At 71.7% G+C, this 13,726-nt stretch carries 17 protein-coding genes; 1 reads left to right on the top strand and 16 read right to left on the bottom strand.

Annotated features, from left to right (window positions below; all coding sequences use genetic code 11):
- Positions 1-235: 235 nt before the first annotated feature.
- The 16 genes from AB0D10_RS41680 to AB0D10_RS41605 all read right to left on the bottom strand — a co-directional run bounded on the left by AB0D10_RS41680 (position 236) and on the right by AB0D10_RS41605 (position 13,040).
- Positions 236-487: a hypothetical protein gene (locus AB0D10_RS41680; RefSeq protein WP_360266813.1), complete on the bottom strand. Its 252-nt coding sequence runs from the start codon at positions 485-487 to the stop codon at positions 236-238.
- 98 nt (positions 488-585) lie between these two features.
- On the bottom strand, positions 586-894 hold the full coding sequence (locus AB0D10_RS41675) for a hypothetical protein (protein ID WP_360266810.1): 309 nt from the start codon (positions 892-894) through the stop codon (positions 586-588).
- A gap of 210 nt (positions 895-1,104) precedes the next feature.
- Positions 1,105-1,338, bottom strand: a complete 234-nt coding sequence (locus tag AB0D10_RS41670) for a hypothetical protein (protein WP_360266807.1) — start codon at positions 1,336-1,338, stop codon at positions 1,105-1,107.
- Complete coding sequence (locus AB0D10_RS41665) at positions 1,335-1,979, bottom strand: hypothetical protein (RefSeq protein WP_360266804.1); 645 nt, start codon at positions 1,977-1,979, stop codon at positions 1,335-1,337. Before AB0D10_RS41665 ends, AB0D10_RS41670 begins: the two co-directional genes overlap by 4 nt.
- A 209-nt stretch (positions 1,980-2,188) precedes the next feature.
- Entirely contained in the window at positions 2,189-2,584 is a 396-nt protein-coding gene (locus AB0D10_RS41660; RefSeq protein ID WP_360266801.1) for a hypothetical protein, read from the bottom strand.
- 179 nt (positions 2,585-2,763) lie between these two features.
- Entirely contained in the window at positions 2,764-3,072 is a 309-nt protein-coding gene (locus tag AB0D10_RS41655) for a hypothetical protein (protein ID WP_360266799.1), read from the bottom strand.
- 709 nt (positions 3,073-3,781) lie between these two features.
- Positions 3,782-4,174 carry a hypothetical protein gene (locus AB0D10_RS41650; RefSeq protein ID WP_360266796.1) on the bottom strand — a complete coding sequence of 131 codons (393 nt, stop codon included), beginning with the start codon at positions 4,172-4,174 and terminating at the stop codon, positions 3,782-3,784.
- A 249-nt stretch (positions 4,175-4,423) separates the two neighbouring features.
- Positions 4,424-6,682 carry a hypothetical protein gene (locus AB0D10_RS41645; protein ID WP_360266793.1) on the bottom strand — a complete coding sequence of 753 codons (2,259 nt, stop codon included), beginning with the start codon at positions 6,680-6,682 and terminating at the stop codon, positions 4,424-4,426.
- An 87-nt stretch (positions 6,683-6,769) separates the two neighbouring features.
- Positions 6,770-9,277, bottom strand: coding sequence for a hypothetical protein (locus AB0D10_RS41640; RefSeq protein WP_360266790.1), 2,508 nt, complete (start codon positions 9,275-9,277; stop codon positions 6,770-6,772).
- A gap of 142 nt (positions 9,278-9,419) precedes the next feature.
- Positions 9,420-9,947: a hypothetical protein gene (locus AB0D10_RS41635; protein WP_360266787.1), complete on the bottom strand. Its 528-nt coding sequence runs from the start codon at positions 9,945-9,947 to the stop codon at positions 9,420-9,422.
- 96 nt (positions 9,948-10,043) lie between these two features.
- A complete protein-coding gene (locus AB0D10_RS41630) occupies positions 10,044-10,541 on the bottom strand; it encodes a hypothetical protein (protein WP_360266785.1) in 498 nt (165 codons plus the stop codon).
- A gap of 2 nt (positions 10,542-10,543) precedes the next feature.
- Positions 10,544-10,924, bottom strand: a complete 381-nt coding sequence (locus AB0D10_RS41625; RefSeq protein ID WP_360266782.1) for a hypothetical protein — start codon at positions 10,922-10,924, stop codon at positions 10,544-10,546.
- Positions 10,925-11,201: 277 nt separating this feature from the next.
- Positions 11,202-11,345, bottom strand: a complete 144-nt coding sequence (locus tag AB0D10_RS41620; RefSeq protein ID WP_360266779.1) for a hypothetical protein — start codon at positions 11,343-11,345, stop codon at positions 11,202-11,204.
- Between the two features lie 809 nt (positions 11,346-12,154).
- Positions 12,155-12,442 carry a hypothetical protein gene (locus AB0D10_RS41615; protein ID WP_360266776.1) on the bottom strand — a complete coding sequence of 96 codons (288 nt, stop codon included), beginning with the start codon at positions 12,440-12,442 and terminating at the stop codon, positions 12,155-12,157.
- On the bottom strand, positions 12,442-12,600 hold the full coding sequence (locus tag AB0D10_RS41610; RefSeq protein WP_360266773.1) for a hypothetical protein: 159 nt from the start codon (positions 12,598-12,600) through the stop codon (positions 12,442-12,444). The genes AB0D10_RS41615 and AB0D10_RS41610 overlap by 1 nt, the downstream gene beginning before the upstream one ends.
- A gap of 95 nt (positions 12,601-12,695) precedes the next feature.
- The gene (locus tag AB0D10_RS41605) at positions 12,696-13,040 is read right to left on the bottom strand and encodes a helix-turn-helix domain-containing protein (protein WP_360266770.1); all 345 of its coding nucleotides are present in this window, start codon (positions 13,038-13,040) and stop codon (positions 12,696-12,698) included.
- Between the two features lie 160 nt (positions 13,041-13,200).
- Here AB0D10_RS41605 and AB0D10_RS41600 point away from each other — a divergent pair, with 160 nt between their 5' ends.
- Entirely contained in the window at positions 13,201-13,725 is a 525-nt protein-coding gene (locus AB0D10_RS41600) for a UTRA domain-containing protein (RefSeq protein ID WP_360266767.1), read from the top strand.
- Position 13,726 lies beyond the last annotated feature (1 nt).

Genomic DNA, 13,726 nt, shown 5'->3' with positions numbered 1-13,726 from the left:
TCGGAGAAGACGAACGACCTGCGAAACAAGCCGAGCCTGCCCGATCAACCTGCCTCTCCGTCGGAGAATCTCAAGATCCCCGACAGAGTCACTCAGAGAGAGTGGAGCCGAGAACGGGGGCCGGAGCGGGGCTCGCGGATTCCTCCCGAGGCTTCTCCGGGTTTGGTGTCCCGGATGGCGCGCGTCCTGGGTCTTGAGCCCGTGCCGGCCGGTGCCGGTGGACGCGCGGGCGAGGTCAGGCCTCGCCGGTGTCGCGGTGCTGCTTGGTCTTCTTGAGGACGTGGTCGCGGGTGTAGCCGGTCTCCTTGACGGCGTCGACCTGCATGGCCTTGCCGCTTCGGATCACCTCGTCGATGCCGCGCCACATCGCAACGTCGGCCTCGGCCTTGGCGTCGTCGGCGTCCTTGTGGATCTGGTCGCGCTGCTTCTTGAGCTCGGCGATGAGCTTGCGGCCATCGGCTCGGGTTTCCTTGTCGGGTTGGGCCACGGGGTGCTCCTGGCGGTCGGGTGGCTGCGGGTGTGCATTCCGATTGGATGCATACCCGCAGTCTGCCTTGCCGCCGACCGACGCGGGCGTCGTGGTGGTCACTCGATGGTCCAGCCGCCGTTGTGGGCGGCGTGCTCGGCGTCGTTCGCCAGCAGGACGGCCAGGCGCCTCCAGCCCGGGAGGGTGAACCAGCGCATCCGGCGCACGGCCGGGTACAGCGCGTGCTTGATCTGCTCGGCCTGGCTCGGCGTGAAGGTGAGGGTGTCGCGGTAGTCACCGTCAAGGGCGGTGAGGAACGTCCGGATGGTGGCGCTGTCACCGATGCCAGCCAGGCGCAGCCGCGTGGCGAGCTGCTGGGTGGTGCGGCAGCTGCGGTGTCCGGTGTATTCGCCCCAGTGGATGCCCATGATCGTCCCTTCCGGTGGAGCGGGAGGTGTTCCCGCCTCGCCAATTATGCATAGTTGGAGTATGCATGTCTAGGCTATGCATACTCTAACTATGCGTTCGAGAGTGCCCCGCGCCGGTCCACCGCGCGAAGCCCAGGCGAACGCCTCCCGGAAGCGCCGACACGCCCGTGTCCCGGCCGAGGCGAGCGGCCGGGACACGAGCGGGCCCTGTTACGAGGGCGGGCCGGGCTGGTCGAAGCCGACGTAGGACACCGTGCCGGTCTGCGGACGGCGCATCACCACACCAGCGGCGACCAGCAGTACGGCGAGGACCCCCGCGATGCCGGCCTGCGGGCACCCACAGGAGTGGGCCAGCTGCACCGCCGCCGGGGCCGCCGACCAGAACCTGGTCACGGCGGGCCCGGCCTGAATGGCGTCCGCGATCAGGTGGCAGGGGATCCTCACCGGGGCGTCTTCGGGGAGTGCTGCCGCAGCACGGCCAGGCGGGACGCACCGACCCCTTCCGGGTGTCGGACCCGGGCATGGGTCTTCGGCCAGTTCCCCCTGAACTCCACGGCTTTGTCGTCGATGAGTCCGGCCGAGCCGAACTTGCGGTTGGTCACCAGGATGGTTCCGGGTACCAGCCAGTACTCCTGGTCGGGCCGATAGTCGTCGACCACCGTGCGGATGCCGGAGTGCAGGGTGACGAAGTCCGCGACGGCCTGGTGAAACCGCCTTCCCCTCGCTGTCAGCACGAAGACGCAGTAGTCCTGGATCAGCTCCTGGAGCGCCTCCATGGAGCCCGGGACCGGGTCGCCGTAGACCTCGCCCCCCATCCAGCCACGGTGGTCCATCCGGTGCAGGACCCCGTCGAAGTCCACCGCCATCGCGTAGGTCGACGGCAAATCGGGCAGGTGCAGCACCCGCGAAACGCCGCTGCGGGCCGGAGGCAGGGTCACCCAGCCGGGGCGGCTGTCCTCCTCGGCCTGCTGCGCGATGCCGACGGCCGCGGCCTGGACGCGGGCCCCGTGCTTCTCGCGGCTGCCCGTCAGGGTGGCCGCGGCGGCCTCGTCGCGGTCGTCGGTAGTCTTGGTCTCGGTGTTCAAAGGGTGCTCCTCGGTCGTGGTGCACGCCCGGTCGGCGGCCGTCGCCGCAGAGCACGTGCGCCCGCCGCACCCTCTGCGGGTGTGGCGGGCGCACGGTGCTCCTGTCACCAGGGGCGGGCGAGATCTTCGGTGGTGTCCAGCTCGAAAGACAGGCTCTGCCCGCGGCCCCGAGGGGCGGCGGGCAGGAGGGTCGGAGCCGGTTGTGCGGCTCAGACGCAGACGCCCGGGTGGTCCGGGAGGCGGTCGTTCCAGGAGACGGTGACGAGCCAGCCCACGTGGTCCCAGGTGTTCGGGTAGGGCTTGCCCGGGTGGTGGTAGCCGATGTGGACGTCGCGGTCGCGGACGGGCACGCGGCCGCGCAGCTCGGTGGTGACGAGGCGGGCGGGGCCGGCCTTGATGGGCTTGGTGTAGGGGTCGTCGAGCCGGCCGGAGCCGGAGCCATTGGTGAGCCAGCCGCGGATCGAGGTGCGGACGAGGCCGTCACGGTCGGGCGCGTCTTCGGTCACCTGCCAGTCAGCGATCACCGGCTGCGTGCCGTCGGCGAAGCGCAGGGTGCCGTGCTCGGTGTCGGCAACGTGGTGGTCGGGGGTGTTCCAGTCGCGCATGGCGGTCTCTCCTCTGAGAGGTGAAAGGGGGGTGGGGTGCTGCGGAGCGGTGGCGCCGGGAGGGCACCACCGGTGGAGGCCCGAGGCGGGGAAACGGTCGCTTCGCCAGCCCCGGGTAGCGGGGAGCACCGCGTCGCCGCGCGGGGGCGCCCGAGGGGACGGGCGCTGGGCGGGCCCGGTCAGTCGAGGCTGATGCACAGGGGGAAGGCGTTACTGGCGACGGCTCTTCGGAGCGCCGCGAGAAGCGCTTCGTCGCCGGCCGCCCGGGCGATGTGCACGAGGATGCCCATCTCCGCCGGGCCGAGGTCGACGCGCACCCGCGCGCCGTCCTCGGCGGCCAGGCGGTGCATGGTCCGGCGCAGGACGGGCAACGGCCCGTATCCCGGGATGGGGGTGCCGTCCGGCTCGTAGATCCGGCCGAGGATGGCGAAGTCCCCACGGAGGGCCTCGATGATCACCCGCCAGCGGACGGCGGAGCAGTGGATCACGGCTCCCGGCCGGTATCGACCGTCAGCCCGGAAGGTGACGGAACGTGAGAGAAGTGCGTCTTCACGGCGCTGCGCACGACACTGCTGCAGGCGACGGATCGGGTTCATCAAAGGGGTTCTTCCTTCCGCCCTGCGGACCCCAAGGAGAGGACGGCGGGGGCTGCGAGTCGAAGGTGCGGGCTGGTCGACCACCCCACCGTTTGGTGACTCTTCGGAGTTGTCTTGGTCTGGCTGGCTCGGGTGCCCGGCGGCCGTCCGGCATCCGGCGGAGGGTGTTCGCCGGGGGCCAGTCCTCTGCTCGACGGGCCGCTCCGAGGCTGCTCCGGGCCTGCTTCCCGGCTGCTCCTCTACCGGGTGGAAGGGGAGGTCGAGAGCAGCCTCAGAGCAGCCCCAGAGCAGCTGTATTTAGCATCTGACCTGCGATTTAGCAGATCGAGCAGGCAGGCCTCGGGGGCCGCCTGCTCGGCGCGAGGAGGGCCGGCACCCGGTCCTAGCGGGCCGGATGCCGGCGGATGGCGAGGGCGCCCCGAGGGAGGTCCGCCGGGGGCGGTCAGGCCGTGGCGGGCAGCGTTTCCACGACCCGCCCGGCACCGCCGATACGGCCACGCCGCGTGACCGGCCAGGCCGCAGCGGCGGACACCAGCAGGCCCTCGTGGGGCCGGGTGCCGGCGGATGGCGGCCGGTCCCGAGGGAGGTCCGCCGGGGGCGGTCAGGCCGTGGCGGACAGCACTTCCATGCCCTGTCCGGCACCGCCGATTCGGCCACGCTGTGTGATCAGCCAGGCTGCGGCGGCGGACACCAGCAGGCCGTCGTCGACGAGGGTCAGGGGCGCGGAGTCGATGTCGGTCATGAACTCGGCCGGGTCGAGCGGGCGGATGTAGAGGACCGGCGCGTACTGGATGAGCTCCTTCGTCGCCAGGTCGACCAGGAGCAGGTGGCCCGCCGGGGCGTGGCCGCGGTCGTCGATGACACGGCAGATCTTGGTGTGGGCCGGGTCGCCGGTGACGAAGGCGTCGACCTCGCGGTAGAGCACGTACGTGCCGGGACTGACCGTGCGGGAGGGCGCCGTAACGGCTTCCGGGACGGCGGAGTTGGGCTGCATGGTGCGTCTCCTTGCTCGGGTTCGGCCGGTCGGCCGGCCCCGGCTCCGCCCCGGCGCCCGGCCCGGCTCGGTGCCGGGCCTGCGGTGCGGGGGCGGGGCCCGGGCTGAGCGGCCGGGCGGGTATGTGCGCTCGGGGTGAGCGGTGCGGAAGAATCGGGGACGCGCCGGGGACGAGACCGGTGCGCCGCACCTTCGGGTGTCTGGCCCCGGGGTGTCTCCTTCATCCCGGGGCCGAGCGCTTTCCGGTTACTAAGAGCGAGCACCGCTCAGCGGGCGCAGTCCCGGCTCGTCGGCCTCGATCGCTTCGCGCACACGCTGGCAGGTACCGCGCGTTCCCTCCTCCGTGCCGTTCAGCAGCCCCTGGGCGGTGAGCACCACGTAGATCTGCTTCGCGGTCGGGCGCGTGCGGAGGGCGTCGTAGAGCGGGCGGACGGCGGCCTTGCGCTTCATCAAGAGCGCCTTGGCGCTCAGCACCTGCGCGTCGTGGGCGTCGCCGCTTTCCAAGGCGCGCATCGGCCGCTCAGGGTGAGCGCTACCACCCTCCTGACCTGCGGAGATCGCACGCTCATGTGAGCGTGCGCCGTGAGCGGCCTGCGCGGGAAGCGAGACCGGGTGAGCGGAGGGGGCTTCGGACTCGCTCACCGGCGGGCGGAGGAAGCCGCCTTCGTGAGCGCCGACTGCGTCCGGGATGAGCGGGCCGCTGGCGGGTTCCGGCGTGTTCCGCTCATCGTGAGCGCGCTTGCCCGCGGCCTTGACGTGCTCTTCGAGCTCGTGGACGCGCCAGATCACGACGGGCACGACCATGGCGAGCGGGACCGCCAATGCCCACTGGATCTGCCACTCTCCGTTAGCGTCCGGCGCGACGCCGAGCATGTGCAGGGAGGCGAGCAAGCTGGCGATCTGGCACAGCGTGACCACCGTGAGCGCGATGCGGGTCTCGACCTTCGCCTTGGCCCGGGTGGCCTCCACCAGCCACACGTCCACGCAGATCGCGAGCGCCCATGCCAGGTAGTCGCCGGCCCCGGCCATCTGCGCGAGATCGTGCTCGTGCCGGGCCGTGTACGCCACCCCGCACCACAGCACGATCTCCAACCTGGTCGGCCGGCGCGCCCACAGCCGTCGCATCGCGCGGCGGAACCTGCCGTTGCGGCGGGCCTCCGCCGCCGCCTCCCGGCGCTGGTGCTCCGCCAGCAGCACCTCCAGCCTGGACTCGGCCTGCTGGACGCGGGCCTCGGCCTTGCTGGCGGCTTCCTCGGCGTCCGAGGTGAGCTTGTCGGCGTCCTTCTGGGCCTTGTTGCGGATGCTCTGGGCCTCGCCCTCCGCCTTGCCCCTGGCGGTGGCTGCGATGTGCTTGTCGCCGGCGATGCCCTCCTCGGCCTCCTTCCGGTGCCGGTTGACCGCCTCGATGCCGCGCTCGCGGATCTCCCCGGCCTCCCGGGCGGCCTCCTCCCGGATAGCCATCGCCTCGGACTCCGCCTCCTCGCGCAGGCGACGGGCCTCCTCCTGGGCGTCCAGCCGGATGCCGTCGGCGTCGGTGCGGGCGGTTTCGATGACCCGCTCGCCCTGCCGTTCGGCGTCGGAACGGGTCTGGTCGGCCTCCTCGGCCGCGTCGGCCAGGATCTTGCGGACGGTGGCCGAGGCCGTGGTACGCATCTCCTCCGCCGCCTGGGTGGCGGAGGCCAGAGTGGCCTCGGCGGTGGTGATCGCCTCCAAGTGAATCCGGCTCGCCTCCCGGTGGCGGTCGGCCACGATCCGGTCGGCGCCCTCGCGGGCCTCGTCGGCGCGGACGCAGACCTGGGTCAGGTAGGCCTTGGCCCGCTCAATGCGGGCCTGGACGTCGGCCAGCTCGTCGGCGGCCCGGTCGCCGGTGGCCTCGGCGTCGCGCTCGGCCTTGCGCAGCAGCCGGCTGGCCGTCGCCTGCGCCTGGTCGGCAATGGCCGCGGCGCGGGTGCGGGCCTGCTCCTCGGCCGCGCCGATCAGCGCTTCGGCGGCTTCAGCGGCTTCGGTGCGCACCGTGCCGGCAGCGGTCTCGGCCTCCTCCAGCAGCCGCGCCGCGTGCTGGGTGGCGTCCTCGATCAGGCGGTCCGCTGCGGCGTGGCCCTCGGCGGTGGCCTTGTCGCGTTCGATGTCGGCGGCGGCCTTGGCCTCGGTCGTGATGTGCGCGGCCTGGCGGCGTGCGGCGGCGAGGATCTGCTCGGCCTGCCGGTCGGCGGCGGCGGTCAGGTGGTCTGCGCTCTCGGCGGCGTCGGCGCGCAGTTGCTCGGCCTCCTCGCTCCACTGGGTGGCGGTGGCGATCTGGCGATCGGCGTCGGCGACGGCGTGGGCCAGGAGCTCGTCGGCGTTGCGCTCGGCGGTGGCGAGGAGCTCGCCAGCCTGAGCCTGGGCGGTAGCGAGGATCTGCTCGGCGGTCGGCGGGGAGGGGTCCTGCTGCGTGGTGTCGGGCTTGGACCGGGTGGGCGGGGTCGACTTGGCGGCGGGCCGGGTCCGGCGCGCGTTGGTGCGGGCCATGGTGTTCTCCGGTTCTGGGGGGTGGCCGGGTGAAGGAACGGGGCCGTCCGGCCGGATCACCGGCAGGACGGCCCCGGGGGGCTCAGGTCAGTGGCTGTCCCGGGCGGCCTTGGCCACCTTGAGGACGCCTTCGAAGGTGGAGAGCTTGTAGCCGGAGGCATTGCGCTGGCCCTCGACGGCCCCGAGGCTGACGGTGTTGCCGCAGCCGGCGTCCTTCAGCAGCTGGCGCAGGGCGTCGGGGGTGATGCCAGCGAACTCGCCGGGGCTGGCATTGGGGTTGTCCTCGTCCGGCTCCTCGTCCTGACCGCCGATCTGGGCGGCGAGCCGGGCGATGGTGGCGCGGTCGGTCTCGAGCTCGTGCAGGGCATCGACGCAGGCGCGTACCGCGCGGATGCCAGTGGGCTCGGTGACGCGGACGTCGCCGACGGCGTCGCCGGTCAGCGTGCCCTCGCGCTCGCGCATGGCGCGGGCCCGCTCGCAGATCTCGTCGAACTCGGCACTGGTGAGGAAGTCGGTGGACAGGATCTCCCACCGGTGTCCGACGGCGACGACGGTGATGCCGACGTGGTCCTCGGTCAGGACGCTGGAGTCCGCGCCGTTGTCGGAGGCCAGATCGCCCAGGCACATCCGGCTGGAGCGCTTGTCCGGGCAGCGCACCGAGACCCGGACACCGAAAAGATCGCGAAATCCCGTCGGGACCTCTTCGCCGTCGGGACGCTGGCTGCCGCAGATCAGGAACACCCCGGCCGCAGGCCCGCCGCGCAACAGGTTCTTCAGCTTCTCCAGCGCGCGGGCCCGCCGCTTCGGGGTCATCGCCAGCAGGTAGAGCTGGAGCTCGTCGATGACCGCGAGCAGGATCGGCATGCCGTGATGGCGGGCCAGCTTGGGGGTGAGGCGGCCTTCGGGCACCAGGGACACGTCCAGGTCGCCGAAGTCCCGGTAGCGCTGCTCCATGTCCTCGACCAGTTCGTCGAGCATGGCTTCGAACCGGGCCAGGTCTTCCTCGCCGGTGCCTTCGGTGAAGCGGTGGGCGACCTTCTTGGCCGACTTCCAGTCGGCGCCCTGTTTGCCGTTGGCGAGGTAGAGGCGCAGGCCCGGGTCCAGTAGGGCGGCGGCGACCGCGACGCGCATGGCGAAGCTCTTGCCGAAGCGCATCATGCCGGAGAAGAACATGCTGGTGAAGCCGCCGGCGAACTGCGTGAGGAGGGAACGGCGTTCGGCCAGGATGGTCTTGCCGAACGGGACACCGCCCCAGAAGTCCCAGGTCGCGGCGAGGACCAGCGGGCTCTGGTCGTGACCCACCGCCAGGTAGGGGTCTTCGTCGGCGACCCAGACCTGCATCCGGCGCCCATGGCCGCCCTCGGCGGCGGGCACTTCCCGGATGGCCAGCTGGGTGACCGGCACGGAGAGTTCACCGGCGATGACGTCCGCCTTGGCCAGGGCGTGCCTGACCAGCTTTCCGCCGCCGACCGGCAGGTCGACGGTGGTGACGAACCCGTTGCCGATGGAGTAGTCCGGGGCGTCGATGACCTGCACGCCCAGTGGGGGCTTGCCCCTGCGGGCGGTCGGCAGCAGGCCTGCGGCGGTGAGCGCGGCGTTGATCAGCACGGTCTCCTCGTCAGGCTCGTCGGCGTCGGCGGGGGCGTGCTGTTCGTCGGCGGGGGCGTTGGCCGGTCCGGGGCTCGCGGCGTTGTGGGTGGCGCCGGGCTGTGCGGGGTCCGGCCCCGCAGCGGGGGCGTCGGCGCTTTGGCCGGCGGTGACCGTGCTCTTCCCGGTCTCCGGCACGTACTTCAAGGCCTCGATCTCGGGATCGGCCGAGCGCCACCCGGCGAACCGGCCCTTGGCCCACGCCGCCATGAGGACCCCGCCAGCGGTGATCTCCATAAGCACCGGGCCGATCTGGATCTCGGCGAATCCCACCACAAGACCCAGGGCCGCCGTCTTCCACCGGCGGCCGTTGGCCACCCGGCGACGGTGGCTGGCCAGTTCGAGCTCGTTCGGCTCGAAGTGCCCGAGGTAGAGCTGTTGTTCCAGCTCGCGGGCTGCCGCCAGAAGCTTGCCGGCGGCGGCCCGGTCCTCGGCGGCGGCCTCCAGCAGCTTGGCGGCGGCTTGGCGGTCCGCTCCGGCCTGGCGCCCGGCCTTCAACGGGTCCGTCCCGCTGCTGGCGGCCTTGGCGATCCGGTCGACGGCGGTGGCGGCCTGCGTCTGCAGGGCCATGGCCTGGGCAGCGGTGGTGTCGGCCTGCGTCTGCAGGGCCTTGGCCTGCTCGACCAGGCTCGCGGCCGCCGTCCTCTGGGCGGCCAGCCACTGAGCGTAGCGGCGGTTCAGCAGGTGGGTGCGCAGGTGCGCTTCGCTGAGCCTGCCGCCGTTGAGCCAGGCACCGCGTTCGGCCACCATGACGCTGAGGCCTGTGCGGGTGGCGGCGATGTTGCGGACGACGACCCGGACGGTACCCCGGGCCAGGAACGCGGCGGCCGTGGCGACCCGGCCGGGGCGGCGGTCGGTTCCGCGTTCCTCGTCGGGGATCGGGTTCGGCTCGTCGTCGTCGACGAACTCGGCGTCGATGACCAGCGGCTCGGGCAGGTGGGTGGTCACGGTCCTCCTCCAGCGGGGACGTCGGGGAGCTTCGGGGGTGGTGCCGGCACGGGGCCGAGCGGTGACGGCCGCCCACGTCCGCAGCACGCATAGGCGGTGCGGAGCATGGGCGACCGATGGCGTCCGGGGCATGCGCAGGCCGTCAGTTGATGGCGTCGACGAGCGCGGCGCCCGCGTTGTTGACGGCGGGGATGATGGTCGCGGCGACGACGCCGCCGAGCGTCGCGGACAGGCCGAGCAGGATGCCGGAGAACATGCCGACGCGCATGCGGGACCTGGCCTCCTGCGGGATCGGCTTCCAGGCGGCGATGACCGCGACGGTGATGAGGAGCAGGATGATGTTGCCTGCGCCGTCGAGCTCCAGGGGGTTGGCGCGGGTGTTGAGGGTGGTGGTGCCACCGGTGAGGCCCCACATCGCGAACGAGCCGGCCCCGTTGCCCAGGAAGGTGACGAAACCGGTGAAGGCGCCGATCAGCCCGCTGGTCGTGGCGGTGGCCAGGCCTCCGTAGGCCATGCCGGCGACCAGCGGGATGAACTCCGTGGAGTCCCTCACGATGGCCTTGTGGTTCTTGATGTGGGCGCCGCCGAACCGCGTCACGTGCCAGACGGGGATCGCGAGTCCGACCAGCAGACCGCCCATGGTGAGGCTGGTCGCGGGAACGTTCCACATGAGGTGTTCTCCTCCACTTGGGATCGAGGGGCGGGTGTGCGAGATGCCGCTGCCCGCCGCATTCGGGCGGCGAGCAGCGTGTGTGAGCAGCGGGTTTCAGTGGACTTGCCAGGCGAACAACACCTGGTCCCCGGCGTGGTTGAGCCAAGGGATCAGGGTGATCGCCGCGAGTCCGGACACGCCGCCGGCCAGGCCGAAGGAGGTGCCGACGACCGAGCCCCAGCCGATCTGGCGGCGCAGGGCGTTGTCGCAGCACTTCCAGACGACGATCAGCGCGGCGAGCAGCAGGGCGACGGCAACTCCGCCGCCCCTCTGGAGACCCGCCGGTTCGGCAGGCCCGAGCAGCTGGGAGGATCCGTGGCCGGCGGCCACCTCGCCGAGCTTGTTCGTCGCCTTGACGAGGTTGCGCGCCACCAGGGCGAGCAGGCCTCCCGTACACAGGGCGGAAAGCAGGCCCATCAGCAGCCCGGCGAGGAACGTCATGACGCCGGGCAGCGGGAACCCCGCTCGCCACCAGCGGATCGCGGCAGTGATCAGGACCGCGCCGGACAGCGCCAGGCCTCCGAAGGACAGCTGGGCAGGGGTGACGCCCATGCTCACACCCCCGTGAGCGGGTAGCTCAGGGCGTGCAGCCCGACCGGGGTGAGAAACGCCGCGAAGACCACGTGGAAGGACAACGCCCGCACCAGCCAGCCGCTGCGCCGCTGCTTCATGACGGCGACCAGCTCGCCGATGGCCGCGAGGACGGCCCCGGTGTAAAGGACGCCGTAGTCCTCCACGCCCAGCACCCGGCTGGTGACGGGCACGAGGATCAGGGCGGCGATCGCCGCGCTGCCGTTCCAGGCGGGCCGCAGCCTGCGCAGTGAGAAGCGGGGCGGCGGCGCCGGGGCCGGGAAGTTCACGATCACGTTGATCGGCGGCATCATCGCGGGGTCCCACATCGGCTGCGGCATCGCGACGGGCGGTGCGGCGGGCATGGGGGCCGGCGCCGTGGCCACACCGCCGCCACCGCCACCGCGTCCTCCGCCTCGGTACCACCAGGGCTCCTCGGCGTCGTCGCCGCCGAACATTCCGGGCGGGTCTGACGGCGGCGGAGGCGGCGGGCCGTTCGGCGGGGGCGGTGCGGAAGGCGGGGTGTCCCCGCCGCCGGGCCGCGGCGGGGGGACGGAACCGGGCGGCGGGGTGGCCGGCGGGGGGTTACCCGCCGCGCTCCATTCACCGGCTTTGTCGATGCGTGTCGGGGTGATCGGGTCGTCAGCCATGGCGGTCCTCCTCTCGGTTGACCCGGGTCAGGTACGGGGTGAAGAAGTAGTGGTCCAGGACGATCGCCAGGCCCCACAGGAGCAGGGCGGCTCCGCCGGACAGCAAGATCCAGAACAGGGGGTTGCTCTCGCTCATCGCGAACTCCTCCTGGGTGGGCGGTTGGTGGGCCGGACAGCTCCGGGGCTCCCCGTGCCCCCGCACCGGCCTCGGCGCTGGCGCCGACTCAGGGTGCGGTGGGCCTGGGCAGCTTCGGAGCTGCAAAGGGGTGGCGCCGCCGGCCTGGAGGGCCGGCGGCGGCCGGACGAACGGGTGGTGCGGGTGGATCGAGGGGTGCGTGACGGCCGCGTCCCGGTGCCAACGGGACGTGATGGCCGCTTACCGCCCGGCCGGCTGCCGGGTCGATGCGCCTGGGTGACGGGGAGGCGGGCCCCGCGCCGAAGGTGCTGACGTCACAAGGTGTCGTGGTGCTCCCCGCGGCAGTGTCACGCTCACAGCCGCAGGGCCTAACTCGATTGGCTCGCTGTTGAGTTGTCCGTCGGGTCGAAGCCCGGGGTGGGGAGGAACGATCGCTTCCTTCGGGCGGCTTCCGCCGGCCCTCCGGGCGAGGTGGTAGGTGCTGGGCCCCTGGGGGCCCGCCGCACCACCCCCGGCGCCGCGCTGGATGGCATGGCCATGCCAGAACGGTTCCGAGGGATAGGCGGCGGGATGCCGAACTATGGGGATCGTGCTGCGGAGCGGGCGGCAGTACTTGCTAGCTGCCCTTCGTCTCCTCGATGCGCTTCTGGGCTTCCTTAGCCCGCCGCAGCGCCTCTTCGGCCTGCTGGTTCGAGAGCACGGTGATCACTGGTCACCACCGTTCGGGTCGGAGGGCGGCGCCTTCGGCGCGGTCGGAGTGCCGGAGCCGCCGCCGTTGCCGTTGGCGAAGGCGCGGCAGAGGTGCTGGATCATCCCTGCGCACCCCCGTCCTCGCCCGGCGTGAACGGTCCGCCGAAGTTCGGAGTGAAGTGGTCGCCTCCGCCGACGTAGGGGTCGGGCGTGAAGACCCGCTGCCCCGCGCTGTAGATCCCGGCCGGGACGTTGACCTGGGCCATGCGGTGGTTGGCGAGGTCGGTCGCCGGGTCGGAGGCGTGCCAGCCAGGACGCGATCCGCTGTCGCTGGTACGGGTGGTCTCCGTGGTGGTGCCGCCGGAGGAGGACTTCGAGGAGAAGCCCAGGTAGGAACGCAGACCCATCAGAAACCGCCCCCCGCCAACCCCTGGCGAAGCTGCTCCGCCTGGTCGTGGATCTGGCCGGTCTCCGTCTGGATCTGCTTCCAGCTCTCGACCTTGCCCGCGAGCCAGTTCTCGGCCCCGGGGGGCGTGCCGTGCTGGTCATGGTGCAAGATGTGCATGTGAATCACTCCTCGCGAGTTGGTTCCTGAGACCTCGGCGACAGCTGTCCAGGCGGAGCCGAGGTCTCTTCTTTTTTGTTCTTCCTGACTGTCAGTCAGCGGGTGACGCCGCCCCGAACCCGGCGCATCTCCTCGATGGCCGCAAGCGGGATGCGAATCGCTCCACCGCGCTTCCCCGTGCCCCGCGTCGTCGGCGGATCCGCCCCGAAGCGCCTGTACGGCAGAGCCCCGCGCTCCAAGTAGCGGTAGACCGTGGCGACATGCACTCCGAGCAGCGTCGCGGCCACCTTCGCCGTCACCTCGACCGCGGGGTCCCCCTTGGGGTTCTCTCGCGGTCGACATGCCCGATTCCAGCGGCGGGCCGTACCGGAGCAAGCTCCGAGACGGACTACAACGCTCCTGCGAGGCAAGTCCACGGGCGCCGAGTTGTCGGCCTCCATGTCTTCTCCCTGCTGGCTCGTCCAACACTTAGAACCATACTGCCTTTCGCAAAAGGCAGCAAGCTTCGCATGGCACTTCGGCGCGTCGCCCCCGCTTCGCACCTGGCCTTAATCTGGAAAGCAGCAAGGTTGGAGCGTCAGGAATGGGGGACAAATAGGCATGTGGACCAGCAGCTCCTCGCACTACGCAGGTGGTCAAACGCCTGGTGCGGCATGGGAGCAGGAGGCGGCCGGCGCAGGTCGGCGAGGGACGCACCGAATCGTGGAAGCGGGGATGGCCCCGGCCCCGATGCAGGTCGCGTCTCTTCTGGGCGTACCTTCGGGGTCTCCCGTCGTGGTCCGCCGGCGCACGGTGCACCTCGACGACGTGCCAGTGGAGCTGACGGACTCGTACCTCCTGGCTGACGTTGCCGCCGACACGGCGTTGGCGCTACCGGCCAAGGTCAAGGGAGGGGTGGCAGGAGTCCTTCGCGAGCGCGGGATCGAAACGCGCCCTGCCGTCGAGGAAGTCGAGTCGAGGCCGCCCACGGCGTCCGAGCAGAAGGCCTTGGACCTGGCCGACGGCGTGTGGGTACTGGTTGTGCACCGGACTTATGCGACCGACGCTGACGAGCCGATATGGGTGGACGTGATGGTTGCCTCGGCGCTTCACCAGCGCCTGCGCTACGAGATGCGGACGGGATGAC

Source organism: Kitasatospora sp. NPDC048545 (assembly GCF_040651155.1).
Lineage (GTDB): Bacteria > Actinomycetota > Actinomycetes > Streptomycetales > Streptomycetaceae > Kitasatospora.
Note: the sequence above shows the minus strand (reverse complement) of the source record. Positions and strands in the feature narration are given on the sequence as shown.